Source organism: Salmonella sp. 32082101201600294FB01SM01, assembly GCF_017572865.1.
Lineage (GTDB): Bacteria > Pseudomonadota > Gammaproteobacteria > Enterobacterales > Enterobacteriaceae > Salmonella > Salmonella enterica.
This window is the reverse complement of the sequence record NZ_JAGESB010000001.1, coordinates 1,178,849-1,193,234: the sequence shown is the minus strand read 5'-3', so window position 1 is coordinate 1,193,234 and position 14,386 is coordinate 1,178,849. Positions and strand designations below refer to the sequence as shown.

The following is a 14,386-nucleotide window of genomic DNA, read 5'->3' as shown; positions in this document are numbered from 1 at the left end:
GTAACCCATGACAACCCAGTATGGATTTTTTATTGATTCCAGCCGTTGCACCGGTTGCAAAACCTGCGAACTGGCCTGCAAGGACTACAAAGATCTCACTCCCGACGTCAGTTTCCGGCGGATATATGAATACGCAGGTGGCGACTGGCAGGAAGATAACGGCGTCTGGCACCAGAACGTCTTTGCCTACTATCTCTCCATCTCCTGTAACCACTGCGAAGACCCGGCCTGTACCAAAGTCTGCCCGAGCGGCGCGATGCACAAGCGCGATGACGGTTTTGTGGTGGTGAATGAAGAGGTCTGTATCGGCTGCCGCTACTGCCACATGGCCTGCCCGTACGGCGCGCCGCAGTACAACGCGGCCAAAGGTCATATGACCAAGTGCGACGGCTGTTATGACCGTGTCGCTGACGGCAAGAAACCGATCTGCGTCGAATCCTGTCCGCTGCGGGCGCTGGATTTCGGCCCGATAGACGAACTGCGCAAAAAACACGGTGAGCTGGCTGCCGTCGCGCCGCTGCCGCGCGCGCATTTCACGAAGCCGAATATTGTGATTAAACCCAACGCCAACAGCCGCCCGACCGGGGACACTACCGGTTATCTGGCCAATCCGAAGGAGGTATAAGATGGGAAGTGGATGGCATGAATGGCCGTTGATGATCTTCACGGTCTTTGGTCAGTGCGTGGTCGGTGCGTTAATCGTTAGCGGACTGGGCTGGCTGACGGCAAAAGACGATACCATCGCCCGTCAGCGCATCGTGCGCAGCATGTTTTTTCTGTGGCTGGTGATGGGACTGGGATTCCTCGCGTCGATTATGCATCTCGGCTCGCCGATGCGCGCGTTTAACTCGCTTAACCGCGTAGGCGCTTCCGCTCTGAGTAATGAAATCGCCGCAGGATCGGTGTTCTTTGCCGTAGGCGGCATCTGGTGGCTGGTGGCGGTACTCGGTAAAATGCCCCCGGCGCTGGGTAAAGTGTGGCTGCTGGTCAGTATGGCGCTCGGCATTGCATTCATCTGGGCAATGACGCTCGTTTATCAGATAGATACCGTGCCAACCTGGTATAATGGCTACACCACGCTGGCCTTTTTCCTCACGGCATTCCTGTGCGGCCCGGTGTTTGCGGCGCTACTGCTACGCATCGCGCGCGTCCCATTTTGCAGCGTGACGTTTGCCAGTATTAGCGGCCTGGCGTTGGTGGTGTGCGTGGCGGTCATCGTACTACAAGGGCTGTCTCTCTCAACCATTCACAGTTCCGTGCAACAGGCCAGCCATCTCGCACCGGATTACGGTATGCTACAGGTCTGGCGCATTGTCTTGCTTGCTGCCGGATTAGGCTGCTGGCTATGTCCGCTAATCCGTCGCCGCGAACCGCATACCGTTGGTTTGCTGCTCGGTGTCGTGCTGGTGCTGGCAGGCGAAATTATTGGCCGCGGACTTTTTTATGGCCTGCATATGACCGTAGGTATGGCCGTCGCAGGTTAATTTATGCGTGCGGGGCGACCCGCACCTTTCGGGATTGTTTGAATGACCACTTTTTTACAACGTGATGATTTTTCAGTAACGGCGCGTGTTCTTGGCGCGTTGTTTTATTATTCGCCGGAAAGCCACGAAACCGCTCCTCTGGTTCAGGCGCTATTAACCGACGACTGGCAGGCGCAGTGGCCGCTTGATGCCGAGGCGCTTGCGCCTGTGGCGGCTATGTTTAAGACCCACAGCGAAGAGTCGTTGCCACAGGCCTGGCAGCGTCTGTTTATCGGCCCTTACGCTCTGCCGTCTCCGCCGTGGGGTTCCGTCTGGCTGGATCGTGAGAGCGTATTATTTGGCGATTCTACATTGGCGCTACGTCAGTGGATGCGCGAAAACGGGATTCAGTTTGAAATGCAACAAAACGAGCCAGAAGATCATTTTGGGTCGCTGTTGCTGCTGGCGGCCTGGCTTGCCGAGAACGACCGTCATCATGAATGCGAACAACTCCTGGCCTGGCATCTGTTTCCGTGGTCGTCCCGCTTTCTGGACGTATTTATCGATCATGCCGGGCATCCGTTTTATCAGGCGTTGGGGCAACTGGCGCGTCTGACTCTGGCGCAATGGCAAGCTCAACTCATTATTCCCGTCGCTGTAAAACCGTTATTCCGTTAATCCCCACAAAAGGCAGGATTTTACCTGCCTTTTCTCCCATTGCGGCCTATTTTTATCTACAAAAAGTGACAACGTCACACTACGTTTCTATTTTTAAGATAATTCTTTATCGTGAATGTTCACGCGAAGCCGCATAAGGGCAAAACATAATTGTTAATAGATGTTTAACAGTGTTAAACATCACGCTCCGCTGGAATCCTTCCCAACCTGTTGCTATAGCTCAAAGCACCCTGCCGGAACATGGCATAACAACACGCGACTCTTAACGTCGCCATAACACATGCAAACAGGGAGACACACCGCAATGCACACCCTCACCCTAAAACGCGTACTTGGGTTCACTATCGTCATTTTGCTGTTACTGGCGCTGTTTATCTGGGGAATCGGTCTGGAGACGCTGAAAGCGCGTCAGGTCGATCTGCTGTATCTCGGACAACGGCATTTGATGCTGGTCTTTACGTCCATGTTTTTTGCTTTACTGGTCGGTATCCCGAGTGGGATTTTACTCAGCCGTCCTGCGGCAAAAGGATTTGCTGAATATGTCATGCAAATCTTTAATGTTGGTAATACCTTGCCGCCACTGGCCGTCCTGGCCTTAGCGATGGTGATTATCGGGATCGGCGATACGCCCGCCATTGTCGCGCTATTTCTGGCTTCTCTTCTGCCTATCGTCCGCAATACCTATGCGGGCCTCTGTTCCGTTCCCGCCTCACTGATTGAAGCGGCGAACGGGATTGGGATGACAAAATGGCAGCGGCTTCGCCAGGTAGAGCTACCTAATGCGTGGCCAGTGATGTTGTCCGGTATTCGCATCGCGACCGCCATCAATGTCGGCACCGCGCCGCTGGCCTTTCTGATCGGCGCCAGCAGCTACGGCGAGCTGATTTTCCCGGGGATTTATCTCAACGATTTTCCGACGTTGATCCTCGGCGCAACGGCCACGGCATTATTCGCGCTGATTCTTGACACTCTGCTTGCCTGGTTTGGGCGACGCCTTAGCCCTCATACCGTCTGAACGCATAAATAACAATAAGGAGCGTTAAATGAGATTCAAAAAACACCTGTTGGGATGGCTTGCCGCAACGCTGTTGTTCAGTAGCCAGACGCAGGCCGCGCCGCTGGTTCTCGCCACCAAAAGCTTTACCGAGCAGCATATTCTTTCCGCTATGACCGTTCAGTATTTGCAGAAGAAAGGCTTTCAGGTTCAGCCGCAAACCAATATCGCCGCGGTGATTTCACGTAATGCGATGGTGAATAAACAAATTGATATTACCTGGGAATACACCGGTACATCGCTGATTATTTTCAACCGTATCGATAAGCGCATGAGTCCACAGGAAACCTACGACACGGTAAAACGCCTGGATGCGAAGCTGGGCCTGGTATGGCTCAAACCGGCTGACATGAACAATACTTACGCGTTCGCGATGCAGCGCAAACGCGCCGAGTCGGAAAATATCACCACCATCTCGCAAATGGTGGCAAAAATCGAACAGGTCCGGCAGAACGATCCTGACCACAACTGGATGCTCGGTCTCGATCTGGAATTTGCCGGGCGCAGCGACGGGATGAAGCCCCTTCAGCAAGCCTACCAGATGCAGCTCGATCGCCCGCAAATACGACAGATGGATCCAGGGCTGGTCTATAACGCCGTTCGGGATGGGCTGGTTGACGCCGGGCTGGTCTATACCACCGACGGACGGGTGAAAGGGTTTGATCTGAAAGTGTTGGAAGATGATAAAGGCTTCTTTCCAAGTTACGCTGTCACGCCCGTGGTGCGTAAAGAGGTGCTGGAAGCCAATCCTGGCCTTGATGACGCCTTAAACACCCTTTCCGGCCTGCTCAATAACGATGTGATATCGACCCTAAACGCTCAGGTCGATATCGAGCATCGCACGCCGCAACAGGTAGCCCATCAATTTTTGCAGGACAAAGGTCTGCTGTAAGGAGCGCCTATGGATACGATACATTATATGCTGGATAACGCAGGCTATCTCGCCAGCCTTACCTTTCAGCATCTCTGGCTGGTCGCGCTGGCCGTCGGTCTGGCGATTATCATCGGCGTACCGTTAGGCGTTTTGATTGTACGCCACAAATGGCTGGCAACGCCGGTATTGGGCGCAGCTACGCTACTTCTTACCATTCCGTCTATCGCGCTGTTTGGGTTAATGATCCCGCTCTTTTCGCTAATCGGACATGGTATTGGCGTTCTGCCCGCCGTGACGGCTGTTTTTCTCTACTCTTTACTGCCGATTGTCCGTAATACCCATACTGCGCTTGATAGTTTGCCGCCCGGTCTGCGTGAAGCGGGACGCGGCATCGGTATGACTTTCTGGCAACGGCTGCGCTGGGTCGAAATCCCAATGGCCCTACCGGTTATTTTCGGGGGTATCCGCACCGCGGTAGTGATGAATATCGGCGTGATGGCGATTGCCGCGGTGATCGGCGCCGGCGGTCTGGGGCTGCTACTGTTAAACGGCATTAGCGGCAGCGATATTCGCATGTTAATTGCCGGCGCGCTGATGATCTGTCTACTGGCAATTGTACTTGACTGGCTGTTGCATCGTCTGCAAGTCGTACTGACACCTAAGGGGATACGATAATGATAAAACTGGAAAATCTCACCAAACAATTTGTACAGAAAAAGGGTCAGCCGCTAAAAGCCGTCGACAACGTCAACCTGAATGTGCCGGAAGGCGAAATGTGCGTCTTACTCGGTCCCTCCGGCTGCGGCAAAACCACCACGTTAAAGATGATCAACCGGCTGATCGCGCCCAGCAGCGGTAATATTCTTATCAACGGCGAGAATACCAACGATATGGATACGGTAACGCTACGCCGCAATATTGGGTATGTTATCCAACAAATCGGCCTGTTTCCTAATATGACGATTGAAGAAAATATTACCGTTGTGCCGCGCATGTTGGGTTGGGACAAAGCACGCTGCAAGCAACGCGCCGAAGAGTTGATGGACATGGTGGCGCTGGATGCCAGAAAATTTCTGCATCGCTATCCAAAAGAGATGTCCGGGGGACAGCAACAGCGTATTGGCGTGATCCGCGCTCTGGCCGCCGATCCGCCGGTACTGCTGATGGATGAGCCCTTCGGCGCGGTGGACCCAATTAACCGCGAAGTGATCCAGAACCAGTTTCTGGATATGCAGCGTAAGCTAAAAAAGACCGTGATGCTGGTCAGCCATGATATCGACGAAGCGCTAAAACTCGGCGACCGTATCGCCGTGTTCCGTCAGGGGCGAATTGTACAGTGCGCCAGTCCTGATGAACTGCTGGCCAAACCGGCTAACGAGTTTGTCGGGTCGTTTGTCGGTCAGGACAGAACGTTAAAGCGTTTGCTACTGGTCTCCGCAGGCGATGTTACCGACCAACAGCCAACCATTACCGCGCGGCCTTCCACGCCGTTAAGCGAGGCGTTCGGCATTATGGATGATCACGATATTCGCGCCATTACCGTCATTGACAACGACGGTAAGCCACTGGGATTTGTGAAGCGCCGGGAAGCGCGGAACGCCAGCGGAATCTGCGCCGATATCACCCATCCTTTCCGTATTACGGGCAAAGCGGAAGATAATCTGCGTATTGTGCTGTCCAGATTGTACGAAAGTAATACCAGCTGGATGCCGATCGTTGATGAAGACGGGCGCTATAACGGTGAAATCTCTCAGGATTACATCGCCGACTATCTCAGCTCAGGCCGCACGCGTCGGGCGCTAAATATTCACGAAAGCAGCTAACGTTGCCGCCGGATGGCGTCTCGCTATCCGGCAGTATCATTATTGTACGCAATATTATATCGCACATAGTGCTTTTGCGTCTGACGCCATTTCCCCGCAGAATAGGCTATCCTGAAACTCCCTGTTTACCCGCTCATGCATCGTTTACACGCTTACCCGGATCTGCGCACGATGTTTCGTCGCCTGCTGATCGCTACGCTCATCGGTATTCTCGCGGCGCTGGCTGTCGCCGCCTTCCGTCATGCGATGCAATTGCTGGAGTGGATTTTCCTGAGTAATGACACCGGCAGTCTGGTGAATGCGGCTGAGGGGCTTTCGCCCTGGCGACGGCTGATTACGCCGGCGCTTGGCGGCCTGGCCGCTGGCCTGTTGCTGTGGGGGTGGCAAAAAATGAACCAACAGCGCCCCCATGCGCCCACTGACTATATGGAAGCATTGCAAACCGACGGGCAATTTGACGTTGGCGCCAGTCTGGTGAAATCGCTGGCCTCGCTGCTGGTCGTGGTCAGCGGCAGCGCAATTGGTCGCGAAGGCGCAATGATCCTCCTCGCCTCGCTGGCGGCATCCAGCTTTGCCAGACGCTTCACGCCGCGTGAGGAATGGAAATTATGGATCGCCAGCGGCGCCGCTGCGGGCATGGCGGGCGCTTACCATGCGCCGCTGGCGGGCAGCCTGTTTATCGCGGAAATCCTGTTCGGTACCTTAATGCTGGCTTCCCTCGGCCCGGTTGTCGTTTCCGCCGTCGTCGCCCTGCTAACCACCCATGTATTAAACGGTAGCGATTCACTACTCTATACCGTACATCTGACCGTTGATCTCCACGCGCGGGAGTACGTCATGATAGTCAGTACCGGTCTGGTCGCCGGTCTGTGCGGCCCATTGCTGATGTGGCTGATGACGGCCAGCCATAATAGTTTCTTACGCTTAAAATTGTCCCCGCCCTGGCAACTGGCGCTGGGCGGGCTTATTGTCGGATTACTGTCGTTACTCACGCCCACGGTATGGGGAAACGGCTATAGCGTCGTACAATCATTTTTGCTCTCTCCGCCGCTATTCTCGCTGATTGGCGGAATTTTTGTGTGCAAAATCCTGGCGGTGCTCGCCAGCAGCGGGTCTGGCGCGCCGGGCGGCGTCTTTACGCCAACATTATTTGTCGGATTATCAATTGGAATGTTTCTGGGTCGGATATGGGGATTCTGGCTGCCAGGCTCGGATGAAATAGCAATTTTATTGGGGCTGGCGGGTATGGCGACGCTACTGGCGGCGACAACCCATGCGCCGATAATGTCCACCCTGATGATTTGTGAAATGACCGGCGAGTATCAGTTACTCCCCGGTCTGCTGATTGCCTGTGTAGTCGCGTCAGTGCTCTCGCGAACGTTACGCCATGATTCTATCTACCGCCAGCACGCTGCCGAGCATTGACAAACGAATATACTGCCCCAGCTCACGCTGCTCGGCGCGCGGCAGGTACGGCAACTCGCCAATCAGCGGCGCTGGCAGTTTTTTCCCAAGCACATCAATAATTTCAGCATAATGCGCCAGCCCAGGATTGATACGATTCGCCACCCAGCCAATTAATGGCAGTCCATCGTTAGCGACAGCTTGCGCAGTCAGTAGCGCATGATTAATGCACCCCTCCTGAATCCCTACCACCATCAATACCGGTAACTGTTCCTGTACCACCCATTCGGACAATGGACGTAAATCATTCATCAAACTACGCCAGCCGCCAGTGCCCTCCACAACCACGTGGTCCACTTTATCGCTCAGGTTCGCCAGACCGTTGGACAGCAAGGTGTAATTTATAGGACAGCTATGCGCGACGCTGCTTTCTTCTTCGCTTAACGCGATCGGATTAATCGCCTCATACGGCAACTCCAGCGAAGAGACGCTTTGCAATACCAGCGCATCTTTGTTGCGCATCCCTTCTGCAGTCTCTTTGCTCCCTTTAGCGACAGGTTTATACCCTGCAACGCTCTTACCACCCGACGCTAACGCTTGTAGTAATGCGCGGGAAACCACCGTCTTCCCAACAGAAGTGTCTGTACCTGTAATAAAGAAACGCTTCAGCATCACTAACTCCACCGTTATGCTTCGAAAATATAAGCCAGGAAAATAATACAGTGGAGAAAGTCTAAGATATGGCAAGGGCAATCAGCTTGAGTTAGCGCAAATTTTTGTACAACAGTTAAAAAATGTTAACCCTGTAATAGACGAATCAACAAAGAGCCGTTATACATCGCGTCTTTTACCAACGCCGCCCCGGCCATCGTGCCCTGGTTGGTAAACTGCGTGCTTTCCACAACCGTGTTCCTGCTGTAGGCAGGCAGCGCCTGCTGACGGATACTGTCAGCAATGGCCGGAAAAAGGATATCAGCCGCTTTACTTAGCGGCGAACCAATAAGAATTTTTTGCGGATTAAATAAATTCACCATGATAGCCAGAATGCGTCCGACATGCGCGCCAACGCCGCTAATAATATCTTTTGCTAATAGATCTCCCTGCATCGCCGCCTGACACAGTGAATCTACCGTTAACGGCTGGCCGTGCAACATTGAACTCATCGACTGATTAAGCCGAAGCTGCGTAAGTTCCAGCACGCTATCGACGCTGGCGATGGTCTCCAGACAGCCATGATTACCGCAATAACAGCGCTTACCATAAGGATCGACCTGGGTATGCCCAATCTCTACCAGACTGCTACTGCCCGCATGAAGCAAATGACCGTCGGTGATAACGCCCGCCCCCACATTATGATCAATCACCACCTGGATAACGTCGCGCGCGCCGCGTGAGGCGCCAAAAAGCGCCTCTGCCATCGTCCAGGCGCTAATATCATGCTGAATGTAAACCGGTACGCCGGTGTGCCGCTCCAGCGCATCTCCCAAAGGCATCTCTTTGACATCTTCGTAATACGGCATCCGGTGCACAACGCCGTTTTCGGTATCGATAATGCCCGGTAACGTAATGGCAATGGAGGTCAGACGCTCCAGTTTCTGCTGATGGCGGGTAAAAAACCGATCAACGTGCGTAATAATTCGCTCAAGCAACGGAATGGCTTCGGTTAACGGCAGCGGCAGACACTCTTCTACCACCAGTTTGCTGCTAAGATCGCGTAGCGCAAGGAAAATTTCGCCACGGCTAATACGAATAGATAAATAGTGCCAGGCTTCCGTTTCCACCATCAGCCCGACGGCGGGACGTCCACGACTGCCCGCCTCTTTAATTTCAAGTTCCTGAACCAAATGCGCTTCCAGCATTTCGCGAACAATTTTCGTAATACTGGCAGGCGCCAACTGCGCCAGACGAGACAGGTCAATTCGCGATACCGGTCCGAGCTGATCAATCAGGCGATACACTGCGCCAGCATTGGTCTGCTTAATTTGATCGATATGCCCAGGCTGACTATCAGCAACCACCGCTCACTCCCTTTATTTTCGCGCTCCGAAATAATCTGTGTGCTATGGTGAAACACTTCAATACTCGCCGTCAACTTTTTGCTTAGCCGTGTGATTAACTGCACATTTTCACCCTTTTAAAGCGTAATTAATCCCGTCGGGCAGCCAGTAATAGCAGTTGGCAAAACCGCTGTACGGCATGACTCTGTTCATGATGCTTTGGCCATACCAGCCACATTTCAGATACGGCGTCCTCTTCTGCCAGGGGAACCCAGCGCATCTCGCTCATCTGTACACGCTTAAAGGATGCCGGCAGAATCGAGACACCCAGTCCCGCCGCCACCAGACCGATAATGGTCATTGCCTCGCCAACCTCCTGCGTGATGGTCGGCGACAGGTTATAGCGCCGCATCAGGCCGAGAATATCGTCGTAGAGGCCCGTCCCGACATGCGGATCGAAAAAGACGAAAGGTTCTTCCGCCAGTTCTGTCAGACTGACGACCGGCTTTTGCGCCAGCCGATGTTCGCGCGGGATCATGGCCATAAGCGGCTCATGCAAAATCACCTCGCGATTAAGTGTGTCGGGCAGCGGCGTATTCCGCAGCAAGCCAATATCCAGTACGCCTTCGTTGAGCGGCGCGATTTGCTCACGCGTATTCATTTCACGCGTTTGCATATGCACCCCCGGATAGGACTGGCGGAACAGCGAAAAGGTATGCGATACCGCCCGAATAAAAGGCGCTGAAGACGTAAAGCCAATACGGATTTCTCCCGCTTCGCCCTGATGCAACCGCTCGGCGCGAGCGGCGGCGTCGTTTACCAGACTCAGGATGTGTCGGCTATCCACCAGAAACTGTCGCCCGGCGGCGGTTAACGCTACGCTGCGGTTGGTCCGCGCCAGTAATCGCGCGCCGACCTGCTGCTCCAGAATTTGTATCTGCTGACTCAGCGGCGGCTGCGAGATATTGAGGCGCGCGGCGGCGCGACCAAAATGCAGCTCTTCTGCTACTGCCACAAAGTAACGTAAATGACGTAATTCGATATTCATATTTTTAACGTCTTATTTGAGACAATTAATATATTAGACAGAATATTTTGCTTTTTCTATGCTTTACATGTCGGTTATACCCGTCTCCTGTTGACGGAGATGTAAAGCAAGGATTTAACGTGAGTCGTACAACTATTCTCGATGACGCCACGGCGAGCGATATCGATGAACAATGCCATTCTCAGCCGGTTCAATTTATTAAACGCGGTACAGCGCCTTTCATGCGCGTCACGCTGGCCCTTTTTTCCGCGGGCCTGGCGACTTTCGCGCTCCTTTATTGCGTTCAGCCTATACTACCGGTACTTTCCCAGGAGTTTGGCGTCTCCCCCGCCAGCAGCAGCGTTTCACTTTCTATTTCTACCGCCATGCTGGCTATCGGCTTACTTTTTACTGGCCCGCTTTCTGATGCGATAGGCCGTAAACCGGTGATGGTCACCGCCTTGTTATTAGCCTCCTGCTGCACATTGTTATCAACCATGATGACCAGCTGGCATGGTATTCTGATTATGCGTGCGCTGATCGGTCTATCGTTAAGCGGCGTCGCCGCGGTGGGAATGACCTACCTGAGCGAAGAAATCCATCCCAGCTTTGTCGCTTTCTCCATGGGGCTCTATATTAGCGGTAATTCCATCGGCGGGATGAGCGGGCGTTTATTAAGCGGCGTCATGACCGACTTTTTTAACTGGCGCATCGCGCTGGCGGCCATCGGATGCTTTGCGCTGGCGTCCGCGCTGATGTTCTGGAAGATTTTACCCGCCTCACAACATTTCCGTCCCACGTCGCTACGGCCTAAAACGCTATTTATTAATTTCCGTCTCCACTGGCGCGATCGGGGGTTACCTCTGCTGTTTGCGGAAGGCTTTTTACTGATGGGCGCGTTCGTCACCCTGTTTAACTACATTGGCTATCGCCTGATGCTCTCCCCCTGGGAATTAAGCCAGGCCGTGGTCGGACTGTTATCCGTAGCCTATCTCACCGGCACATGGAGCTCGCCGAAAGCTGGCGCAATGACCTCACGCTATGGCCGGGGGCCGGTGATGCTGTTCTCTATCGCAGTAATGCTGGGCGGGCTTTTACTGACACTTTTTACCTCGCTTTGGCTGATTTTTGCCGGAATGCTGCTTTTTTCCGCCGGCTTTTTCGCCGCGCACTCCGTGGCCAGTAGTTGGATTGGCCCGCGTGCGCGCCGGGCGAAGGGACAGGCCTCGTCACTTTATCTTTTCAGCTATTATCTGGGGTCCAGTATCGCCGGGACGCTAGGCGGCGTATTCTGGCATAGTTACGGCTGGAACGGCGTAGGCGGTTTTATCGCGCTAATGCTGGTGCTGGCCATCCTGGTCGGGACGCGGTTACATCATCGTCTTCACGCCTGAAAAGAAATAATCCGGCGATAGCAACGTGCGCTATCGCCGGGCTGGTTTCACGCCACGACTCACTGTTTACCACAGACCTGTCAAGCTTGATACTCCCATGACTTCTCTGATTGCATCCAGCGCCAGAAGCGTAAATACCACCCAGATTATCGGATTCATATACGGTGTACTTGTTATTCTGGAGAGCGAATATTACCGACTCTGCGACCAAAAATAACGGCCGGTAACGTAAAGCTACCTATTATGGTGGGGGCTGACATCGCGTTACCGGGGGATTGTACATAGCGTTACATGCCGAAACCAATCACTCACGGAAGCCTTTTGATAACAGCGATATAGTCATTTCACCGGCCCCGCAGTGGGGTTGAATGAAAACCAAATCGAGGGTATCAAAATGAAAAAAGTATTAGCTCTGGTTGTTGCCGCTGCAATGGGTCTCTCTTCCGCAGCATTCGCGGCTGAGACTGCAACGCCTGCCAAAACAACCCAGACCACCCAGCACCACAAAAAGCAGCATAAGAAAACCGTTGAGCAAAAAGCGCAGGCGGCTAAAAAGCACCAGAAAAAAGGTGGTAAAGCGCCAGCCAAAACCACGTCAAAACCAACTACTCAACCGGCTGCGTAAGTCGTAACATGCTGCGGCGCGCCCCCGCGCCCGTTTTTACGGCGCTAAATTGTTCTGGTTTAGCGCCGCCTTCCGGGAGGGCAAAAAAGTGTCTCGCTACCGCTTTGAGCTCATTCTTATCGTGCTTATTTTATGCGCCGTTATTGCCACGCATTTCTATCTTTCCTGAGTGTAGTTATCTGATTTTACTCCCACTTTCTTACCGTCACGTCTATAGTAGTACTGAGGGTTTGTTGTTAATAATCATAATTACCCACCAGAGTGTGATATGCATAAAACCATTGCTGTATTACTGGGCATAGTGTGTTTTTTACCGGTTATGGCGAAAGCCGGGGAGGCTGAAACAGACGCCACGGATGCCAGCGACGTTAAAACGCTTTTTTTTAACCATGACGATCGGGTGCCCGTCGCCGATCCTACCCAATCGCCGTGGGATGCCATCGGGCAACTAGAGACCGCCAGCGGTAATTTGTGTACGGCAACGCTTATCTCCCCGCATATCGCCCTGACAGCAGGTCACTGCCTGCTAACGCCACCGAAAGGAAAACCAGACAAGGCGGTTGCGCTGCGTTTTGTGGCGCGAAAAGGAGTATGGCGCTATGAAATCCACGGCATCGAAGGCCGCGTTGAACCGTCGCTGGGCCGACGCCTGAAGGCGGATGGCGATGGCTGGATTGTGCCGCCTGCCGCGGCAAGCTGGGATTTTGGTCTGGTAATATTGCGCTACCCACCTTCCGGTATCACGCCAGTGCCTTTATTTACCGGCGATAAAGCGGCGCTCACTGCGGCGTTGAAAGCCGCAGACCGAAAAGTCACGCAGTCCGGTTATCCGGAAGATCATCTGAATGCGCTTTATTCCCATCAGGATTGCGTCGTGACCGGCTGGGCGCAGAATGCCGTACTCTCACACCAGTGCGACACGTTACCTGGCGACAGCGGCTCGCCGCTCTTATTGCACACGGATAGCGGATGGCAGCTTATTGGCGTACAAAGCTCCGCCCCTGCGGCTAAAGATCGCTGGCGCGCCGATAACCGCGCTATATCCGTCACCGGCTTTCGCGATAAGCTGAAAGCTCTGGCGCAGGATTAATGCGGGAATCGCTGCCTGAATCGACAGGCAGCGATCGTCTCAGGCAAATTTGATCATGACCATTCCGGCGAGCAGCAATATCACGCCAACCCAGCCTTTGGGGTTTAAGCGCTGACCGAAGAGCACCCAGCCCGCCGCCAACGTGGCGGCAATACCAAAACCGCCCCATAATGCATACGCCACCGACAGGTCTATCCCTTTAACCGCCTGGGAAAGCGCGCTGAAGGCGGCCAGAACAGCGGCAAGCGATAAGATGCCATAGCATTTACGGCGAAAGCCGTCCGAAAATTTCAACAGTACGTTAGCCGCGATTTCCAGCATTATTGCCAGCCCAAGCCAGGCGCCGTGTATCCATTCAAATTGTTGCACGAGCCGCCCCCTTCACCGGTTTGCCGGGTTTACGCGTCCCTGATTTGATCAATACGATGCCGGCGACCAGCGTCAGCAAGCCGGCAATCTTCATGGTTGATAATGCTTCATCAAATAGCAGCACGCTAAAAATGGTAATAAATAAAATGCCGATCCCTTCCCATAAGGCATACGCTACACCCAGGGCAATCTTTTTTACCGCAAAAGAAAGGAATATATATGACAGCGTGATCATCACCAGCATTAAAATAAAACCCGCATTGCCATTACCCACGCTAGCCCATTTCATTGAGAGCGTGCCGGTAATTTCAGTCGCGATAGCCAGAGCTAATAAAATCCAGTAAAACATGACACTTCTCCTGCATGAGAATATACTCTTTCGAGTCTGCTGCACGCAGCAAACTAAAAAATAAAATCAGTTAGCACAGCGCGTTGCGCCAGCTCAGGCAGAAGTGAGAGACTAAAGTGCGTTACGCCAGTGCTGCTCGCCGATAAGCAGGAAAAAGGAGGTAGAGTGAAGATGCGTTTGCGTGGAGAAAAAAGCGCTGAACATATTGTCCATAATATTACAATTATCCGCAGTGTTGC

The 14,386-nt window shown here is 53.4% G+C and carries 17 protein-coding genes; 11 read left to right on the top strand and 6 right to left on the bottom strand.

Annotated elements, in window-relative coordinates:
- Positions 1-7: 7 nt before the first annotated feature.
- The 8 genes from dmsB to clcB all read left to right on the top strand — a co-directional run bounded on the left by dmsB (position 8) and on the right by clcB (position 7,317).
- Positions 8-625, top strand: coding sequence for a dimethylsulfoxide reductase iron-sulfur subunit DmsB (dmsB, locus tag J4645_RS05815; RefSeq protein WP_000213064.1), 618 nt, complete (start codon positions 8-10; stop codon positions 623-625).
- A 1-nt stretch (position 626) separates the two neighbouring features.
- Positions 627-1,484, top strand: coding sequence for a dimethyl sulfoxide reductase anchor subunit family protein (locus tag J4645_RS05810; RefSeq protein WP_000534695.1), 858 nt, complete (start codon positions 627-629; stop codon positions 1,482-1,484).
- Positions 1,485-1,526: 42 nt separating this feature from the next.
- On the top strand, positions 1,527-2,141 hold the full coding sequence (gene dmsD / locus J4645_RS05805; protein ID WP_000206571.1) for a Tat proofreading chaperone DmsD: 615 nt from the start codon (positions 1,527-1,529) through the stop codon (positions 2,139-2,141).
- A 304-nt stretch (positions 2,142-2,445) separates the two neighbouring features.
- Entirely contained in the window at positions 2,446-3,156 is a 711-nt protein-coding gene (osmY, locus tag J4645_RS05800; protein WP_000557304.1) for an osmoprotectant ABC transporter permease OsmY, read from the top strand.
- Positions 3,157-3,184: 28 nt separating this feature from the next.
- Positions 3,185-4,087: an osmoprotectant ABC transporter substrate-binding protein OsmX gene (gene osmX, locus J4645_RS05795; protein WP_001211193.1), complete on the top strand. Its 903-nt coding sequence runs from the start codon at positions 3,185-3,187 to the stop codon at positions 4,085-4,087.
- 9 nt (positions 4,088-4,096) lie between these two features.
- Positions 4,097-4,744: an osmoprotectant ABC transporter permease OsmW gene (gene osmW / locus J4645_RS05790; RefSeq protein ID WP_000379677.1), complete on the top strand. Its 648-nt coding sequence runs from the start codon at positions 4,097-4,099 to the stop codon at positions 4,742-4,744.
- Positions 4,744-5,892, top strand: a complete 1,149-nt coding sequence (gene osmV / locus J4645_RS05785; RefSeq protein WP_000593093.1) for an osmoprotectant ABC transporter ATP-binding protein OsmV — start codon at positions 4,744-4,746, stop codon at positions 5,890-5,892. Before osmW ends, osmV begins: the two co-directional genes overlap by 1 nt.
- Positions 5,893-6,027: 135 nt before the next feature.
- Positions 6,028-7,317: a voltage-gated ClC-type chloride channel ClcB gene (gene clcB, locus J4645_RS05780; protein WP_000554920.1), complete on the top strand. Its 1,290-nt coding sequence runs from the start codon at positions 6,028-6,030 to the stop codon at positions 7,315-7,317.
- Here the strand turns inward: clcB and bioD are convergent.
- From bioD to J4645_RS05765, 3 genes are all read right to left on the bottom strand, one after another.
- Positions 7,273-7,968, bottom strand: a complete 696-nt coding sequence (gene bioD / locus J4645_RS05775) for a dethiobiotin synthase (RefSeq protein ID WP_023195782.1) — start codon at positions 7,966-7,968, stop codon at positions 7,273-7,275. The two genes, clcB and bioD, sit on opposite strands and share 45 nt — an antisense overlap.
- 125 nt (positions 7,969-8,093) lie before the next feature.
- On the bottom strand, positions 8,094-9,314 hold the full coding sequence (gene mlc / locus J4645_RS05770) for a sugar metabolism global transcriptional regulator Mlc (protein ID WP_023214821.1): 1,221 nt from the start codon (positions 9,312-9,314) through the stop codon (positions 8,094-8,096).
- A 127-nt stretch (positions 9,315-9,441) separates the two neighbouring features.
- Positions 9,442-10,341, bottom strand: a complete 900-nt coding sequence (locus J4645_RS05765; protein WP_001019577.1) for a LysR family transcriptional regulator — start codon at positions 10,339-10,341, stop codon at positions 9,442-9,444.
- Between the two features lie 119 nt (positions 10,342-10,460).
- Between J4645_RS05765 and J4645_RS05760 the strand changes: the two genes are divergently transcribed.
- Positions 10,461-11,714: an MFS transporter gene (locus J4645_RS05760; protein WP_000091786.1), complete on the top strand. Its 1,254-nt coding sequence runs from the start codon at positions 10,461-10,463 to the stop codon at positions 11,712-11,714.
- Positions 11,715-11,780: 66 nt separating this feature from the next.
- On the opposite strand, the gene J4645_RS22180 is transcribed toward J4645_RS05760, so the two are convergent.
- Complete coding sequence (locus J4645_RS22180) at positions 11,781-11,873, bottom strand: hypothetical protein (protein WP_001068154.1); 93 nt, start codon at positions 11,871-11,873, stop codon at positions 11,781-11,783.
- A gap of 235 nt (positions 11,874-12,108) precedes the next feature.
- On the opposite strand from J4645_RS22180, the gene asr reads away from it, so the two are divergent.
- Positions 12,109-12,339, top strand: a complete 231-nt coding sequence (gene asr / locus J4645_RS05755) for an acid resistance repetitive basic protein Asr (RefSeq protein ID WP_023214820.1) — start codon at positions 12,109-12,111, stop codon at positions 12,337-12,339.
- Positions 12,340-12,607: 268 nt separating this feature from the next.
- Positions 12,608-13,429: a serine protease gene (locus J4645_RS05750; protein ID WP_000549638.1), complete on the top strand. Its 822-nt coding sequence runs from the start codon at positions 12,608-12,610 to the stop codon at positions 13,427-13,429.
- A 39-nt stretch (positions 13,430-13,468) separates the two neighbouring features.
- On the opposite strand, the gene mdtI is transcribed toward J4645_RS05750, so the two are convergent.
- Together mdtI and mdtJ are read right to left on the bottom strand one after the other, a co-directional pair.
- The gene (gene mdtI, locus J4645_RS05745; RefSeq protein WP_001183821.1) at positions 13,469-13,798 is read right to left on the bottom strand and encodes a multidrug/spermidine efflux SMR transporter subunit MdtI; all 330 of its coding nucleotides are present in this window, start codon (positions 13,796-13,798) and stop codon (positions 13,469-13,471) included.
- Positions 13,785-14,147 carry a multidrug/spermidine efflux SMR transporter subunit MdtJ gene (gene mdtJ, locus J4645_RS05740; RefSeq protein WP_000500279.1) on the bottom strand — a complete coding sequence of 121 codons (363 nt, stop codon included), beginning with the start codon at positions 14,145-14,147 and terminating at the stop codon, positions 13,785-13,787. The genes mdtI and mdtJ overlap by 14 nt, the downstream gene beginning before the upstream one ends.
- Positions 14,148-14,386: the final 239 nt, after the last annotated feature.

Excerpts from the sequence above, each read along its gene's own strand:
- dmsB (WP_000213064.1), top strand. The coding sequence starts at position 8 with ATGACAACCCAGTATGGATTTTTTATTGATTCCAGCCGTTGCACCGGT.
- J4645_RS05810 (WP_000534695.1), top strand. The coding sequence starts at position 627 with ATGGGAAGTGGATGGCATGAATGGCCGTTGATGATCTTCACGGTCTTT.
- dmsD (WP_000206571.1), top strand. The coding sequence starts at position 1,527 with ATGACCACTTTTTTACAACGTGATGATTTTTCAGTAACGGCGCGTGTT.
- osmY (WP_000557304.1), top strand. The coding sequence starts at position 2,446 with ATGCACACCCTCACCCTAAAACGCGTACTTGGGTTCACTATCGTCATT.
- osmX (WP_001211193.1), top strand. The coding sequence starts at position 3,185 with ATGAGATTCAAAAAACACCTGTTGGGATGGCTTGCCGCAACGCTGTTG.
- osmW (WP_000379677.1), top strand. The coding sequence starts at position 4,097 with ATGGATACGATACATTATATGCTGGATAACGCAGGCTATCTCGCCAGC.
- osmV (WP_000593093.1), top strand. The coding sequence starts at position 4,744 with ATGATAAAACTGGAAAATCTCACCAAACAATTTGTACAGAAAAAGGGT.
- clcB (WP_000554920.1), top strand. The coding sequence starts at position 6,028 with ATGCATCGTTTACACGCTTACCCGGATCTGCGCACGATGTTTCGTCGC.
- bioD (WP_023195782.1), bottom strand. The coding sequence starts at position 7,968 with ATGCTGAAGCGTTTCTTTATTACAGGTACAGACACTTCTGTTGGGAAG.
- J4645_RS05765 (WP_001019577.1), bottom strand. The coding sequence starts at position 10,341 with ATGAATATCGAATTACGTCATTTACGTTACTTTGTGGCAGTAGCAGAA.
- J4645_RS22180 (WP_001068154.1), bottom strand. The coding sequence starts at position 11,873 with ATGAATCCGATAATCTGGGTGGTATTTACGCTTCTGGCGCTGGATGCA.
- asr (WP_023214820.1), top strand. The coding sequence starts at position 12,109 with ATGAAAAAAGTATTAGCTCTGGTTGTTGCCGCTGCAATGGGTCTCTCT.
- J4645_RS05750 (WP_000549638.1), top strand. The coding sequence starts at position 12,608 with ATGCATAAAACCATTGCTGTATTACTGGGCATAGTGTGTTTTTTACCG.
- mdtJ (WP_000500279.1), bottom strand. The coding sequence starts at position 14,147 with ATGTTTTACTGGATTTTATTAGCTCTGGCTATCGCGACTGAAATTACC.